Consider the following 15963-nt stretch of genomic DNA (forward strand, 5'->3'; position numbering starts at 1 on the left):
CTCAGTGTTAACCCCGAGTCGCACACACCGTGCAACCAGGTGCGTTGGAGTTGTAATCAGCAGGGCAAAAGTTTTTCCCAATTTCACAAGGAGTCAATATGAAGTTCAAGATGGTTGGAATCGTGGCCGCGGTCGTGGCCTTGGCGTCGCAAAGTGCGTTGGCCGATGACGCAAGCTGCAAAACCGTGCGTTTTGCCGACGTGGGCTGGAGCGACATCGCCGCCACCACCGGCTTGGCCTCGGTGGTGCTCGAGGGCCTGGGCTACAAGCCCAATGTGACCATCGCGTCCATCCCAATCGCCTTCGCGGGCATGAAGAAAAAGCAGATCGACGTGTTTCTGGGCTACTGGAACCCGTCCATGACGCCGCAGATCGAACCCTTTGTGAAGGCCGGTGACATCAAGGTCTTGGACACCCCCAACCTGGTTGGCGCCAAGTACACCTTGGCCGTGCCCACCTACCTGTACGACAAGGGCCTCAAGACCTTTGCTGACATTGCCAAGTTTGAGAAGGAGCTCGGCGGCAAGATCCATGGCATCGAGCCGGGCAACGACGGCAACGCCTTGATTGCCGGCATGATCAAGGACAACAAGTTCGGCCTCAAGAGCTTCAAGATGGTCGAGTCGTCGGAGGCCGGCATGCTGGTCGAAGCCCAGCGCGCCATCAAGGACCAAAAAGCCATCGTCTTCCTCGGCTGGGAGCCGCACCCGATGAACGTGCAAATGAAGATGAGCTACCTCGCCGGTGGTGACGACATCTTCGGACCCAACTTGGGCGAGGCCAAGGTGTACACCGCCATCCCGCCGTCCTACGAGAAGAAGTGCCCCAACGTCTACAAGTTCCTGACCAACCTGCAATTCACCCTGGACATGGAAAACCAGGTGATGGGCCCCATCCTCAAAAAGGTCAAGCCCAACAAGGCAGCCAAGGACTACCTGGTCAAGAACCCCGCCATTTTGGACAAGTGGCTGGCAGGTGTGAATACCCTGGACGGCAAGCCCGGTTTGGCTGCGGTCAAGGCCACACTGAAGTAAGCGCGCGCACGCCACCGGTAAAGGCATAGCGCTGTAGCGCGCACATGCCGCATGCTCCGATCCAGCCCCGCTGGGTCGGAGTTGTTTTTTGGGCTTGCAACGCAAGCCCGCACAAGGACTGCCATGAGCGAAGTCAGCAACACCAGTTTTGTCATGAGTTTTGTCAACGGCGTGCACCTGCAAGGCAGCGGAGAACGTTTTGACTCCACCAACCCGGCCACCGGCAAGGTGCTTGCCGTGGTGCACGATGCGGCGCAGGCCGATGTCGACGCGGCAGTCACAGCGGCACAGGCCGGATTTGAAGTGTGGTCGGCCATGACCGGCACCGAGCGGGGCCGTATTCTGCGCCGCGCCGCCGACCTGCTGCGCAGCCGCAATGCCGAACTCGCCGCACTCGAGGTGCAAGACTGCGGCAAACCATTGCAAGAAGCGCTGGTAGTGGACGTGGCCAGCGGCGCCGACTGCATCGAATACTTCGCCGGAGCTGCAGCCACCCTGACCGGCCAGCAGTACCCTTTGAAAAACGCGTTTGCCTACACCCGCAAAGAGCCGCTGGGGGTGTGCGTGGGCATTGGCGCCTGGAACTACCCGCTGCAAATTGCCTGCTGGAAATCGGCCCCCGCGCTGGCAGCAGGCAACGCGATGATCTTCAAACCCTCGGAGCTGACCCCAGCCACCGCCGTCAAGTTGGCCGAGATTTATCTGGAAGCCGGTGTGCCACCCGGCGTGTTCAATGTGCTGCAAGGCCGCGGCACCACCGGCGCCCTGCTGGCCGCGCACGAGGGTGTGGCCAAGGTCTCGGTGACCGGCTCAGTGCCCACCGGCAAGAAGGTGATGCAAACCGCCGCAGGCACCTTGAAGCGCGTGACCATGGAATTGGGCGGCAAGTCGCCCCTCTTGGTCTTTGACGACGCCGACCTGGAGCAGGCAGTGGCGGCTGCGATGATGGGCAACTTCTACACCCAAGGCGAAGTCTGCACCAACTGCACCCGGGTGTTCGTGCAGCGCGGCATTGCCGACAAGTTTCTGGCCCGCCTGAAAGAACGCACCCTGCTGCTGCGCGTGGGTGACCCGATGGACCCGCAAACCGAAGTGGGCGCACTCATTTCCGAAGGCCACACCGCCAAGGTGCTGGACTACATCGCCAGCGGCATCCAGGAGGGCGCCACCTTGGTCTGCGGCGGCACACGCGTGGACCTGCCGGGTATGTCTGGCAATTTTGTAGCGCCCACCATCTTTGCCAACTGCCAAGACCCTATGCGCATCGTGCGCGAGGAAATCTTTGGCCCGGTGCTGTCCATGCTGACCTTCGACACCGAAGAAGAAGCCATCGCCCGCGCCAACCAGTCGCGCTTTGGCCTCGCCGCTGGCGTGTTCACCACCCATCTGCAAAAGGCCCACCGGGTGGCGGCCCAGTTGAAGGCCGGCATTTGCTGGATCAACAACTACAACATCACGCCCATTGAGATGCCGTTCGGTGGCGTGGGTGAGTCCGGCATTGGCAGCGAAAACAGCATGACCGCGCTGGACCACTACACGCAGCTCAAAACGGTGTACGTGGAAATGGGCGAGGTCTGGACGGGCTATCGGTGATGCGCGAGCGTTATGAAGCCAAACGAACATCATTGACCCAAGGCACGCCATGCAAAAAGACTACGACTACATCATCATCGGCGCCGGTTCCGCCGGCAGCGTGCTGGCCAACCGCCTGAGCGAAGACGCCAACACCAGCGTGCTGGTCATCGAAGCCGGCCCGCTGGACCACAACCTCATGATCCACATGCCCAGCGGCTTCGCCTACCCCATGGCCAACCCGCGCTACACCTGGATGTACGAATCCGAGCCCGAGCCGTTCATGGAACAGCGCCGCATACACTGCCCGCGCGGCAAAACCATCGGTGGCTCCAGCAGCATCAACGGCATGGTCTACATCCGTGGCAACGCGCAGGACTACAACGGCTGGGCCGAGCAGTTTGGCCTGCCCGAGTGGACCTACGCCCACTGCTTGCCTTACTTCAAGAAATCCGAAACCCGGACCCAAGGTGCTGACGACTACCGGGGCGGCAGCGGCCCGCTGCATGTGAGCACCGGCGCCTGCAAAAACCCGCTCTACAACGCATTCATTGAGGCCGGTCAACAGGCGGGCTACGGCTTCACCGCCGACATGAACGGCCACCGCCAAGAGGGCTTCGGTCCCATGGACATGACCACCCACAAAGGCCGGCGCTGGAGCACCGCCGTGGCCTACCTGCGCCCTGCGCTCAAGCGCAAAAACCTGACGCTGCTGCCCGAGGCGCTGGTCACCCGCGTGTTGTTTGACGCCAGCACTACTGGCGCCACCGCAAACAGCCCACCCCGCGCCACCGGTGTGGAGCTGCGCCACCAAGGCCGAACCGAGCGTTTGACGGCCCGCCGCGAAGTCATCCTGTGTGGCGGCGCCATCAACTCACCGCAGCTGCTGCAGCTTTCTGGCATCGGCAACCCCGCGCACCTGGAGCCACTGGGCATTGCGATGGTGGCTGCGCGCAAGGGCGTGGGCGAAAACCTGCAAGACCACCTGGAAACCTATGTGCAGTACGCCTGCAAAGAGCCGATCACGCTGTACTCGGCCACCAACCCGCTGGTCAAGCTCAAGATCGGGCTGGAGTGGTTGCTGTTCCAGACCGGGCTGGGTGCCACCAACCACTTTGAGTCGGGCGGTTTCATCCGCAGCGAAGCCGGTGTCAAACACCCCGACTTGCAGTACCACTTTTTGCCCATGGCGGTGCGCTACGACGGCAACGCCCCAGCCACCGGCCACGGCTTCCAAGCGCACGTGGGGCCGATGCGGCCCACCAGCCGCGGCCATGTGCGGATCCGCAGCAGCGACCCCACCGAGGCGCCGGAGATCCTCTTCAACTACATGGGCACCGAGCAGGACCGCAAAGAAATGCGTGCCGCCATCCGGCTGACCCGCGAGATCTTCATGCAAAAAGCCTTCGACCGGTTCCGTGGCGAAGAACTCTCGCCTGGCCCGGCCGTGCAGACCGATGCCGAAATCGACGCCCACATCCGCGCCAGCGCCGAAACCGCCTACCACCCCTCCTGCAGCTGCCGCATGGGCAACGACGACATGGCGGTGGTGGACGGCCAGGGCCGGGTGCACGGGGTGCAGGGCCTGCGCGTGGTGGATGCGTCCATCATGCCCATCGTGGTCAGCGGCAACCTCAATGTGCCCACCATCATGATGGCCGAGAAGATTGCCGACGCCATCCAGGGCAAAGCACTGCCACCGTCTAGCGCACCGGCGTGGGTGCATCCGGAGTGGGAAACCAAGCAGCGCTGAAAAACCTACGGGCAACTGAGCAAGTGGCGTTGGGCCTTCACTTGCCTACGTATCCACTGACAGGCCAAAAATCCAATGCGCGCCCAACCCGGCGCACACGCTACGGAAAAAGACGCGGCGGCGCATGGGGTCTGAGTGCTGTGTGAGGCGCCTCGTCGTCCAAGCAAGGGCCGACACAAAGTATTGACCTATCTCAAACCCTTGCGCGAGTGCAGGCATAGACTGGGTTTGCCTTAGCCTGCCGCCAAGTTTCACGGGCAGGCCCTCAGACCACTTGGGATCGTTGCCATGAAACTTTACCTACGTCGCACGCTGCTTGCAGTCTGCGTCTCCTTGACGGGGTTGGTGACGCAAGCCCAAACAGTGGATGTGCCCGCAGCCGAAAAGCTGATCAGCGACAGCAAATGCACAAAGTGCCATTCGGTGGACAAGATCAAGGACGGACCATCCTTTAAAAAGACCGCTGAAAAATACAAAGGCAAGGCCGATGCCGAAGCCAAGATCTTCACGCACATCACTACAGGCCCGATGGTGGAGGTTGATGGCGTGAAGGAAGAGCATTTCAAGATCAAGTCAAAGGATGAGGCGGGCATCAAAAACGCTGTGCGCTACATCCTGTCGCGTTAAACAGCAGCTGCACGTTGGCTTTCGCCATGAAAAAGTTCTTTGGTCTGCTAAGCCCACGTTGGATGTTCGTTGCAGCGTTGCTGACCGGGTTGCTTGTTTTTTCGGTGTCGGTTGGTATCTCCGGCGCCTATGTGCTGGCCTACACCAGCACAGAGAGTTTCTGTGTGAGCTGCCACGAAATGTCGTACAACTTTGCCGAATACAAAGGCACGATTCACGATACCAACCGGACCGGCGTGCGAGCGATCTGCACCGACTGCCATGTGCCGCATGAGCCAGGACCACTGGTATGGGCCAAGATCAAGGCGAGTAAAGACCTGTACTACACCTTCATTTCGCCGTCGATTGACACGCCAGAAAAGTTCGAGGCCAAGCGTGCCGCCATGGCGCAGGCCGTGTGGCGCGACATGAAAGCCAGCGACTCGCACCAGTGTCGCAGTTGCCACCAGGAAGAAAAAATGAACCTGGAATTGCAAACCACCAAAGCGCGCACTCGCCATGCCAAGGGCAAAGCCGAGGGGAAAACCTGTATTGAATGCCACTTTGCCATCGCCCACCACGAACCCAGCGGGCCTGGGCCAGCCGAGTTGTTCGCGGCGGACGCAGCCTTGCAGAAATAACTTTTTTTACCACTGGGGACCACCATGAAGCTGAAACTACTAGCGACCCTCACTTGTGCCACTTTGGCATTACCTTTGCTGGCGGCTGATGTCACTTACCGAACCGATGTCCAGCCGTTCATCAAGGCCAAATGTGCAGAATGCCATGGCAGCGATTCGCCTTCGCTGCAGGAATTCAAGCTCGACGAAGAAAAGTACAAAAAGGCCAAACAGGGCCCGCGCACCGACACCTATGAGCACCTACTGTCCATCGTTGTCTATCCCGACCCCGGTGCGTTGATGCGCCGCTTGGACGACGGCACCAATACCGCCGACAAAAAGCCTGGCAATATGCACAAATACCTCGGCGAAACCGACGCAGAGCGCGCTCAAGCGCTGGCCATGCTGAAGGCCTGGGTTGGTGAGGGTGGCTGGAACCTGAACCGCTGGGCCGCGCGCGGCGACGTACCCGCGCTCACCAAAGAGCAAATGAACGCCCTCAAGGTCAAGTATTGATGGCCTGATGCCCGCTGCGACTCGAGTCCGTCAGGGGCAGACCGCATCACCTCGCGTTGCATCTGTTGCGGCGCGATCAACTGGCCGCATTTGTTGCAGCTGCCAGGCATCGGCAGCTCGAATCATCACGTGCAACCCAAGGCAGAGGCCAGCGTGCAAATTCCGGGCGCGGTCCACCGCATCGGTATTCAGGGTCGATCCCGGTAGCAGGAACCTGACCGCCTGCGTACAGTCAGCGCTCCAAACGACGCGCGGCTTTCACCATGAAACAACTTTTCACCACCCTGTTTTCCCTGGCCATCTCTGTTGCAGGCACGCATGCACTCGCACAAAACAAGCCGATTCGCCTGATCGTCCCCTACGCTGCGGGCGGCCCGATTGACGTGACCGCGCGGGTGCTGGCGGAGCGCGTCAAGGACAGCCTGGGCACCGTGGTCGTGGACAACAAGCCCGGTGCGGGCGGCAACATCGGCGCCGACCTGGTGGCCAAGGCCGCGCCCGACGGCAGCACCATCGGCATTGCCGCCACGGCCACCCACGCGGTCAACCCCTGGCTCTTCAAGAAGATGCCCTACAACGCCGCCACCGACTTCGCGCCCATCACGCAAATGGTGCGGGTGCCCAACGTGCTGGTGATGAACGCCGAGACCGCGCAGCGCCTGCGCATCAACAGCTTAGCCGACCTGATTGCCTACGCCCGCGCCAACCCCGGCAAGCTCAACTACGGCAGCGGCGGCAATGGCAGCGCAGGTCACCTGGCAGGCGAGATGTTCAAAAAAGAGGCCGGCGTGTTTGCGGTACACATTCCCTACAACGGCGGCAACCCCGCCCAGCTGGCGCTGCTGGGCGGGCAGGTGGATTTCAACTTGGACAACCTGGCCACCGCCGCGCCCAACATCCGATCCGGCAAACTCAAGGCGATTGCAGTGACTACGCTGGCGCGCTCCCCCGCCCTGCCCGATGTGCCGCCCATGGCTGACACGCTCAAAGGCTTTTCCATCGACACCTGGTGGGGCCTGGTGGCGCCTGCGGGCACACCCAAGGATGTGCTGGCGCGCCTGAACGCCGCGTTTGTGGAAGCGCTCAACGCGCCCGAGACCAAGGCCCGCTTTGGCACCCTGCTGGCCGAACCCGTGCCCAGCACCTCTGAGGAATTCGCGGCCCTGATGCAAAGAGAGCGCGCCAAGTACCAGGTGGTGGTGCAAGCCACCGGGGCGCAGGTCGATTGACCGCACCGGGCTGCTGCGCCCTGGCCTAGGGCAAAATCGCGGGTCTGGCCGCGCCCTGCGCACCCGAGGCCAACCCCAACCCTTGTTCCTGTCCACACGGCGGCGCTTCGTGCGCCTTGAATGCTTATGACCGCCAGCCCAACCACCAACCGATTCACCCGCCTGCTGTCCGAGCGCCCCTGGCTGCTGGCCGACGGCGCCACCGGCAGCAACCTGTTTGACATGGGGCTGATGTCGGGCGACGCGCCCGAGCTGTGGAACACCGAGCACCCGGACCGCATCAGCACGCTGCACCAAAGCTTTGTGGACGCAGGCGCCGACATTATCCTGACCAACAGCTTTGGCGGCACCACCTACCGGCTCAAACTGCACCACGCGCAAAGCCGCATGGCCGAGCTCAACACCGCCGCCGCGCGCATCGCCCGCAGCGTGGCCGATGCCAGCGGCCGCACCGTGGTGGTGGCCGGCAGCATGGGGCCGACGGGCGAAATCATGGAGCCGGTCGGCCCGCTCACCCACGACGAAGCCAAGGCGGCTTTCGCCGAGCAGGCGCTGGCGTTGGCCGCGGGCGGTGCCGATGTGCTGTGGATCGAGACCATGTCCTCGCGCGAGGAGGTCGAGGCCGCAGTGGCCGGTGCAGCCGTGGCGAATCTGCCCATCGTGTGCACCCTGAGTTTTGACACCAACGGCCGCTCGATGATGGGCATCTCGCCCAGCGACTTTGCGGGCATCGAACAAACGCTTTCGCCCCGCTTGGCGGCCTGCGGCAGCAACTGCGGCACCGGCGCCTCCGAGATGGTGGCCTGCATCCACAACCTGGCCCAGGCCATGGCGCCCGAGGTGGTGCTGGTGGCCAAGGGCAACTGCGGCATTCCGCAGTACGTCGACGGCAGCATCGTCTACAACGGCACGCCGGAGTTGATGAGCGTGTACGCCAAGATGGCGCTGGATGCGGGCGCGCGCATCATCGGCGGCTGCTGCGGCACCTCGGCCAAGCACCTGCGCGCCATGAAAGAGGCGCTGGACGCCCACACCAAAGGCCCGGGTCCCACGCTGGACCAGGTCGTCTCGGCGCTGGGCGAGGTGTCTGCCGGCGCGCGCGCGCAGTGGGGCGGCGAGCTCAGCCGCGCCGGTGGCGCAGCAGCGGGTGCCAACCTCAAGCGCGGCAGCGGGCGCCGGGGTGGCTCGGCGTCCAACGCGACGTGATGCCAGCACAGACCGCCGCGCCCAGCTACCTGGTGGGCGTGGACACCGGGGGCACCTACACCGACGCGGCCATCATCGAGGCCCACGGCCACCGGGTGGTGGCCACGGCCAAGGCCATCACCACCAAGGGCGACTTGGCCGTGGGCGTGGGCGAAGCCCTCAGCGCTGCGCTGGCGCAGCTGCAGGGCACGGTGGCGCCACAGCAGATTGCCATGGTGTCGGTCTCCACCACGCTGGCCACCAACGCGGTGGTCGAAGGCCACGGAAGCGCAGTGGGCGTGGTGCTGGTGGGGTTTGATGCCGCCATGGTTCAGCGCACCGGCATTGCCAAAGCTTTTCCTGAGCTGCCACTGGCGGTGGTGGCCGGCGGGCACAACCACAACGGGGACGCGCTGTGCCCGCTGGACGAAGACGCCCTGGCGCACGCGCTCGACGGCATGGCCCCGGCGGTGGACGCCTTCGCGGTGGCCTCGACCTTTGCGGTGCGCAACCCGGCGCACGAGCACGCGGTGCGCGATCACATCGTGGCGCGCACTGGTAAGCCGGTCACGCTGTCCACCGAGCTGTCGTCCTCGCTGGATGCGCCGCGCCGCGCCCTCACGGCGGTGCTCAATGCACGCCTGATCGCGCGCATCAGCGGCCTGATCGACGCGGTGCAGCGCGCCATGGTGGCGCTACAGATTCAATGCCCGCTGATGATCGTCAAAGGCGACGGCTCGCTGGCGCTGGCCGAATCGGTGGCCACGCGGCCCATAGAGACGGTGCTCAGCGGCCCGGCGGCCAGCCTGGTGGGCGCGCAGTGGCTCAGCGGTTTGCAGAGTTTTATCTTGTCCGACATGGGCGGCACCACCACTGACTTGGGGCTGCTGATCGATGGCCGCCCCAAAGTCAAGGAAGAGGGTGCCGAGGTCGGTGGCTGGCGCACCATGGTGCGGGCCATCGATGTGCGCACCATCGGCCTGGGCGGCGACAGTGAAATCAGCGCCCACCCCAAGGGCGGCATCGCGGTCGGCCCGCAGCGGGTGGCGCCGGTCTCGCTGGTTGCAGCGCGCTACCCCGAAACCATCGCGATGCTGCAAGCCGACCTGGCCGATGTGGACGGCGGCAGCTCCCTGCACGGCAAGTTCGTGCTGCTGCCGTTCTCGGCCAAGGCGCAGGCGGTACCGGTGGGTCTGTCGCCGCGCGAACGCGAAGCGCTGGCCAGCGTGACGGCTGCGCCCCAGCCCCTGCGCAAAATCGCTAACTCGCTGCCTGCCCAGCGGGCGCTGGAGTCGCTGCGCCGCAAGGGCCTGGTGCAGCTGTGCAGCTTCACGCCTTCGGACGCGGGCCATGTGCTGGGCCTGCAGGCCAACTGGTCGGCGGACGCCGCGTATCTGGCAGCCCAACTGGCGGCGCGCTTGCGCGACATGAAGCTGCCCACGCCCGAGCGAACACGCCAGTTCGCCCAAGACGTGTGGGAGCAAACCGTGCGCCTGTCGTGCCGCGCGGTTTTGCAGACCGCGTTTGGCAGCGAGGTCGCAGACAGCCCGCTGATCGACACCGTGTGCTCGGGCCAGGCGACTCTGGGCTGGGCGCAGGTGCGCATCCAGCCCTCCGTGCCGGTGGTGGCGGTGGGTGGGCCGGTGCGGGTGTTTTACCCGGAGGTGGCGCGCCGCCTGGGTTGCGAAGTGGCATTTGCGCCGCACTGCGATGTGGCCAACGCGGTAGGCGCTGCCGCTGGGGTGGTAGCGCACAGCATCACGGTGCGGGTGGTGGGCGACGGCACCGGCAACTTCCGCGTGCACGCGCCCAGCGGCACCCGGCAGTTTTCTAACCCGACCGAGGCCCTGGACACGGCCCATGCGTGGGCCGAACAACTGGCGCGCAGCGCCGTGCTGGCCATGGGCGCACACGCGCCCGAGGTGCAGGTCTCGGTGCAAAAACAGTGGATGCCCAACGCGGTCAGCGACGCAGGGCTGCTGGAAGCCGTGGTGCAAGCCGAGGCGATTGGGCGGCCCACGGCTGCGCGATGAGTCGCCAGATCAGCGGCCTGGATCGACCAGCGGTTTGGCCGGGCGGCTGTGTTCAAAGTCGGGCCGGCGCGGGTCCATCTGCAACACGGCTTGTGAGCCGCTGCCCATGACCACATAGTCGGTCTTTTGACTGGTGCGCGAGGGGTGGATGTACTTGGATTTGGCGAAGAACCAGACGCTGGCCGCCAAAAACGCGAGCACGATGGCGAAGTACAGCATCAGCGCCTCGGGCCCAAACAGGTCCATCACACCGCCAGCCAGCGTCGGGCCCAAGGTGGAGCCAAAACCGTACAGCAGCAACAGGCCGCTGGTCACTTCGAGCACTTTGGCGGGGTCGATCAGGTCGTTGACGTGGGCCACGCTCAGACCATAGACCGTGAAGGACAGGCCACCATAAATGATGCCCAGCACGATCAGCGAGGCCTCGAACTCGCGCGCCAAATAAAAGCCCAAGCCCGCCACGCCCGCGCACAGCGCGCACACCCAAAACAATACCCAGCGGCGATCGTTTTTGTCCGACAAGTGCCCCACCGGCCACTGGAACGCGGCTCCGCCCAAAATCGTGGCCGCCATGAAGGTGGCAATGCCCGCCTCACTAAAGCCCACGCCCTGGCCAAACACATGGCCCAGACTGTAAAACGCGCCGCCCAGCAGACCGGAGCCGACGGTGCCGATCACGCCGATGGGCGAGATATAGATCAGCTCCTTGAGCACGAACTTGGGCGTCTCCATGGCCTCGGGCTCGGCCACCGGTGTGAGCGTGATGGGGATGAGCGCGAACGAAAACAGAATCGACACCAGCGCAAACGGCACAAAGCCAAAGCGGTCGCCCACCAGAATCAGCCACTGACCCATGGCCATCGACACACCGCTAACAGCCATGTAGGCAGCAAACACCTTGCCGCGCTGGGCGGTGGTGGCGACCACGTTGAGCCAGCTCTCGACCACGATGTACAAACCCACCAGGCACACACCGGCGACAAAGCGCAACACCCCCCAGGCAATCGCGTTGGTCCACAAGGCATGGAACATAGGAATAGCCGAAGCGATAGACGCCATCGCGGCAAATGCACGGATGTGGCCCACCCGCCGGATGATGGCCGGGCAGGCGTAGGTGCCGTACACAAACCCGGCGAAATACGCCGACATCACCAAGCCGGTGACCAGGCCAGAAAACTTGGCGTTGCCGGCCTGCGCGCCGATGGCGGCAAACAGCAAACCAGTGCCGACCACCAGCAAGGCCAGGCCGCTGAGCAGCGAGGCCAGTGGGATCAGCAGCTTGTTCATGGGTAGGGTGTATCCAGATGGGGGGCAGGCCGCAAGGCTAGCCCCACTGGCTTACACGTTGGAGTCGGGGAACGAGGCCTTGCGGCGGTTCACGTAGTCGAGGATGGCTTCATCGGTGGCCACGTCCATCGCTGGCGCCTCGTATTCGGCGAGCTGCTTTTTCCATAGCGCATTGGCGCGCTGGGTGAGGTCGCGCGAGCCCTCGGCCTCCCACTGCTCGAAGCTGTTGTTGTCGGTGATCGGTGAGCGGTAGAAGGCGCTCTCGAAATTGGCCTGGGTGTGGGCGCAACCCAAAAAGTGCTTGCCCGGGCCGACCTCGCGGATGGCGTCCATGGCTTGGCCGTTCTCGGTCAGGTCCACGCCATTGAGCAGGGTGTGCATCATGCCGGCCTGGTCCACGTCCATGATGAACTTCTCGTAGCCCATGGACAGCCCGCCCTCCAACCAGCCAGCGGTGTGCAGCACAAAGTTGACGCCACCCAGACAGGTCGGCAGCAAGGTGTTGGCCGACTCGGAGGCGGCTTGCGCATCCGAGATCTTGGAGCCGCACAGGCCACCGCCGGAGCGAAACGGCACGCCCAAACGGCGCGCCAGCGCAGCCATGACATACAGCACCAAGGCAGGCTCAGGCGTGCCAAAGGTGGGTGCGCCCGATTGCATGGAAATGCTGGAGGCAAAGCTGCCCAGCACCACCGGCGCGCCGGGGCTGCACAGCTGCACAAAGGCCATGCCGGCCAGGGCTTCGGCCAGGGTTTGTGCCGCCGTGCCGGCCACCGTGACTGGCGACATGGCACCGGCCAAGATAAAGGGCGTGATGATGCAAGCCTGGTTGGCGCGGGCGTAGACCTTGGCGGCGCCCAGCATGGTCTCGTCAAAGGTCATGGGCGAGTTGGCGTTGATCAGGTTGATCACCGCGGTGCGGGGCTTGCCGGTGAGCGGGTCCATCCAATTGTCGCCCAGCAAAATCTTGGTCATCTCCACCGTGTCACGCGCGCGGTCTGGGTGCGTGACCGAGCCCATGAAGGGCTTGTCGCTGTACTTCATGTGCGCATACACCATGTCGAAGTGGCGCTTGTTCACCGGCAAATCGACTGGCTCGCAAATGGTTCCGCCGCTGTGGTGCAGCGCGTTGGCCATGTAGGTGAGCTTCACGAAGTTTTGGAAGTCGGCAATCGTGGCGTAGCGGCGTCCGCCGTCGAGGTCGCGCACAAAGGGCGAGCCATAGGCGGGCGCGAACACCGTGTTCTTGCCGCCGATGACCACGTTGTGCGCCGGGTTGCGCGCGACCTGGGTGAACTCGCGCGGGGCGGTGGCTTGCACCAGCTTGCGGGCCAGGCCGCGCGGAAAGTGCACCCGCTCGCCCTTGACATCGCAGCCAGCGTTGCGAAACAACTCCAGGGCTTCAGCGTCGTCGCGGAAGTCGATGCCGGTTTCTTCGAGGATGGTGTCGGCATTGCGCTCGATGGTCTGCAAACCCTCTTCGTCGAGCACCTCAAAGTACGGAATCTTGCGGGTGATAAAGGGCACCGACTGCGCGCTGCGGGCGCTGCGGGCGGCACGCTTGGCCTCGCGGCCACCACCGGCGCGGCGGCCACGGGGTGCATCGGCTACGGTGTCGGGGCTTGCGGCGACTTGCGCGGGGGTGTCTTGCATCCAAATTCTCCAATGCCAGAGCGGCTGACAAAAACACATAGTATGGGCAGGCGCGGGGCTTGCGCTTGACCTGTTTGCGACACCGATTTGCATGCGAACGCCTGAGGCGAGTCGCTGATGGGCCGGTCGCCATCGTGCCCGGTGCCTGCGCGGTCTGCAAGGGCTTGTGAAAGCGGCAATCAACGGGCTATGCTTAGAACGAATCCGTGGAGCAATTACCCATGAAGACCATCAAAGGCCCGGCCCTGTTTTTGGCCCAATTTGCCAGTGATACAGCACCGTTCAACTCGCTTGCGACCATCGCCCGGTGGGCTGCGTCGCTGGGCTACAAGGGCTTACAGATTCCGAGTTGGGATGCGCGTCTGTTTGACTTGAAGACAGCGGCCCACAGCAAAACGTATTGCGAGGAAATCAAGGGCATGCTGGCGCAGCATGGTCTGGAAATCACCGAACTTTCGACGCACCTCCAAGGCCAGTTGGTGGCGGTGCACCCGGCCTATGACACCGGTTTTGACGGTTTTGCTGCACCCGAAGTGCGGGGCAACCCCACGCTGCGCCAGCAATGGGCGGTTGAGCAAATGATGTGGGCGGCACAGGCCTCGGCCCATCTGGGTCTGACTGCCCATGTCACTTTTTCCGGCGCGCTGGCCTGGCCTTATCTGTACTCGTGGCCGCCGCGACCGGTGGGCTTGATTGAAGGCGCGTTTGACGAGCTGGCCAAGCGCTGGCGCCCGATTCTCGACGCCTTTGATCACGCCGGTGTTGATGTCTGCTACGAGGTGCATCCGGGTGAAGATCTGCATGATGGCGTGAGCTACGAGATGTTTCTGGAACGGGTCCATAACCACCGGCGTGCCTGCCTGCTGTACGACCCCAGCCACTTTGTATTGCAGCAACTCAACTACCTGGACTACATCGACTGTTACCACGAGCGCATCAAGGTTTTCCACGTCAAGGACGCCGAGTTCAATCCGACCGGCAAGCAGGGTGTGTATGGCGGCTACCAGCCCTGGCTTCAGCGGGCCGGGCGCTTTCGCTCTCTGGGCGACGGGCAGGTGAACTTTGCCGCGATCTTCTCCAAAATGGCGCAATACGACTTCCCTGGCTGGGCCGTGCTGGAATGGGAGTGCTGCATCAAGCATCCGGAAGACGGTGCGCGCGAGGGAGCCATCTTTATCCGCGACCACATCATCCGGGTGGCCGAGCGCAGCTTCGATGACTTCGCCGGCGGTGCAGTGGACCAGGCAGCCAACAAAAAGATGCTCGGCATTGCCTAAGGTTTTGATGACGCATGACCACTGAAACAGCCAAGCACGGGGGCACTGCCCGACGCATCCGTCTGGGCATGGTGGGCGGCGGGCACGGCGCGTTTATAGGCGGCGTGCACCGCATGGCCGCGCGGCTGGATGATGCCTACAGCCTGGTGGCAGGAGCGCTTTCGTCGGACCCAGCGCGCGCCGCCGCCAGTGCGGCAGAGTTGCACATTGCGCCCGAACGCAGCTACGCCGACTTTGCCACCATGGCCCGGGCTGAGCGTGCGCTCCCGGACGGCATTGACGTGGTAGCGATCGTCACACCCAACCACCTGCACGCCCCGATTGCCACAGCCTTCCTGGAGCTTGGCATCCACGTGATTTGCGACAAACCCCTGACTGCGACTGTGGTCGACGCCCATGCGCTGGTCGAGGTCGTGCGCCGCAGCGGCTGCCTGTTTGCACTGACCCACAACTACAGCGGTTACCCCATGGTGCGCCAGGCGCGCTCCATGGTGGCTGCCGGTGAGCTGGGCGAGATCCGGGTGATTCAGGTCGAGTACCCGCAAGATTGGCTGAGCAGCAAGCTCGAAGACAGCGGCCACAAGCAGGCGGCCTGGCGCATGGACCCTGCCCGCGCGGGCGCCGGTGGCTCACTGGGTGATGTTGGCAGCCATGCCGAGCACTTGGTGCGCTACGTCACAGGGCTGCAGCTAACCGAAGTGTGTGCCGACGTCTCAACCTTTGTGAACGGACGCCAACTCGACGACAACGCCCACGTGTTGCTGCGCTATGCCAACGGCGCACGCGGCATGCTCTGGTGCAGCCAGGTAGCGCCTGGCAATGCAAACAACCTCAAGCTACGTGTGTACGGCAGCAAGGGCGGCCTGGAATTCCACCAAGAGCATCCCAACCAATTGTGGTTCACGCCCCTGGGTGACACACCCCGCCTATTGACCCGTGCCGGGGCCAGTGCGGGCATGGCGGCAAGCCACGCCTCTCGCTTGCCCGCAGGTCACCCAGAGGGCTATCTCGAAGGTTTTGCCCAGTTGTACCGTGATGTAGCCGAGCAGCTGCATGCGCGTTGGCAAGGCCGCAGTGCCGACCCGCTGGCCTGCACCGTGCCCACCGTAGAAGACGGCTTGCGCGGCATGCAGTTTATTGCGGCGGTGGTGGCGTCGAGCATCGCCGGGGGGCGTTGGACACCGATCGAATAGCTTGG

General features: G+C 63.7%; 13 protein-coding genes. 11 read left to right on the forward strand and 2 right to left on the reverse strand.

From position 1 onward, the window contains the following. The first annotated feature begins 98 nt into the window (after positions 1 to 98). The 9 genes from ACILRC_RS13945 (at position 99) to ACILRC_RS13985 (ending at position 10548) form a co-directional block, all read left to right on the forward strand. Positions 99 to 1034, forward strand: a complete 936-nt coding sequence (locus ACILRC_RS13945; RefSeq protein ID WP_395669984.1) for a choline ABC transporter substrate-binding protein — start codon at positions 99 to 101, stop codon at positions 1032 to 1034. A gap of 153 nt (positions 1035 to 1187) precedes the next feature. Further along, the gene (betB, locus tag ACILRC_RS13950) at positions 1188 to 2627 is read left to right on the forward strand and encodes a betaine-aldehyde dehydrogenase (protein WP_395670008.1); all 1440 of its coding nucleotides are present in this window, start codon (positions 1188 to 1190) and stop codon (positions 2625 to 2627) included. Positions 2628 to 2676: 49 nt separating this feature from the next. Then, positions 2677 to 4359, forward strand: a complete 1683-nt coding sequence (betA, locus tag ACILRC_RS13955; RefSeq protein WP_395669985.1) for a choline dehydrogenase — start codon at positions 2677 to 2679, stop codon at positions 4357 to 4359. A 288-nt stretch (positions 4360 to 4647) separates the two neighbouring features. Then, the gene (locus ACILRC_RS13960; RefSeq protein WP_395669986.1) at positions 4648 to 4986 is read left to right on the forward strand and encodes a c-type cytochrome; all 339 of its coding nucleotides are present in this window, start codon (positions 4648 to 4650) and stop codon (positions 4984 to 4986) included. A 26-nt stretch (positions 4987 to 5012) separates the two neighbouring features. Then, the gene (locus tag ACILRC_RS13965; protein ID WP_395669987.1) at positions 5013 to 5606 is read left to right on the forward strand and encodes a NapC/NirT family cytochrome c; all 594 of its coding nucleotides are present in this window, start codon (positions 5013 to 5015) and stop codon (positions 5604 to 5606) included. A gap of 24 nt (positions 5607 to 5630) precedes the next feature. Continuing rightward, a complete protein-coding gene (locus ACILRC_RS13970; protein WP_395669988.1) occupies positions 5631 to 6101 on the forward strand; it encodes a cytochrome C in 471 nt (156 codons plus the stop codon). A gap of 263 nt (positions 6102 to 6364) precedes the next feature. After that, positions 6365 to 7330 carry a Bug family tripartite tricarboxylate transporter substrate binding protein gene (locus ACILRC_RS13975; RefSeq protein ID WP_395669989.1) on the forward strand — a complete coding sequence of 322 codons (966 nt, stop codon included), beginning with the start codon at positions 6365 to 6367 and terminating at the stop codon, positions 7328 to 7330. Between the two features lie 126 nt (positions 7331 to 7456). Next, positions 7457 to 8536, forward strand: a complete 1080-nt coding sequence (gene bmt / locus ACILRC_RS13980) for a betaine--homocysteine S-methyltransferase (protein WP_395669990.1) — start codon at positions 7457 to 7459, stop codon at positions 8534 to 8536. Then, a complete protein-coding gene (locus ACILRC_RS13985) occupies positions 8536 to 10548 on the forward strand; it encodes a hydantoinase/oxoprolinase family protein (RefSeq protein WP_395669991.1) in 2013 nt (670 codons plus the stop codon). Before bmt ends, ACILRC_RS13985 begins: the two co-directional genes overlap by 1 nt. A gap of 9 nt (positions 10549 to 10557) precedes the next feature. Here the strand turns inward: ACILRC_RS13985 and ACILRC_RS13990 are convergent, their stop codons facing one another. Both ACILRC_RS13990 and ACILRC_RS13995 read right to left on the reverse strand, forming a co-directional pair. Next, positions 10558 to 11835, reverse strand: a complete 1278-nt coding sequence (locus tag ACILRC_RS13990; RefSeq protein ID WP_395669992.1) for an MFS transporter — start codon at positions 11833 to 11835, stop codon at positions 10558 to 10560. Positions 11836 to 11886: 51 nt separating this feature from the next. After that, positions 11887 to 13488: a trimethylamine methyltransferase family protein gene (locus tag ACILRC_RS13995; RefSeq protein WP_395669993.1), complete on the reverse strand. Its 1602-nt coding sequence runs from the start codon at positions 13486 to 13488 to the stop codon at positions 11887 to 11889. A 221-nt stretch (positions 13489 to 13709) separates the two neighbouring features. On the opposite strand from ACILRC_RS13995, the gene ACILRC_RS14000 reads away from it, so the two are divergent. Together ACILRC_RS14000 and ACILRC_RS14005 are read left to right on the forward strand one after the other, a co-directional pair. Continuing rightward, entirely contained in the window at positions 13710 to 14765 is a 1056-nt protein-coding gene (locus ACILRC_RS14000; protein WP_395669994.1) for a sugar phosphate isomerase/epimerase family protein, read from the forward strand. Positions 14766 to 14779: 14 nt separating this feature from the next. After that, positions 14780 to 15958: a Gfo/Idh/MocA family protein gene (locus ACILRC_RS14005; protein ID WP_395669995.1), complete on the forward strand. Its 1179-nt coding sequence runs from the start codon at positions 14780 to 14782 to the stop codon at positions 15956 to 15958. Positions 15959 to 15963: the final 5 nt, after the last annotated feature.

The organism is Rhodoferax sp. (assembly GCF_044236835.1).
Lineage (GTDB): Bacteria > Pseudomonadota > Gammaproteobacteria > Burkholderiales > Burkholderiaceae_C > Allorhodoferax.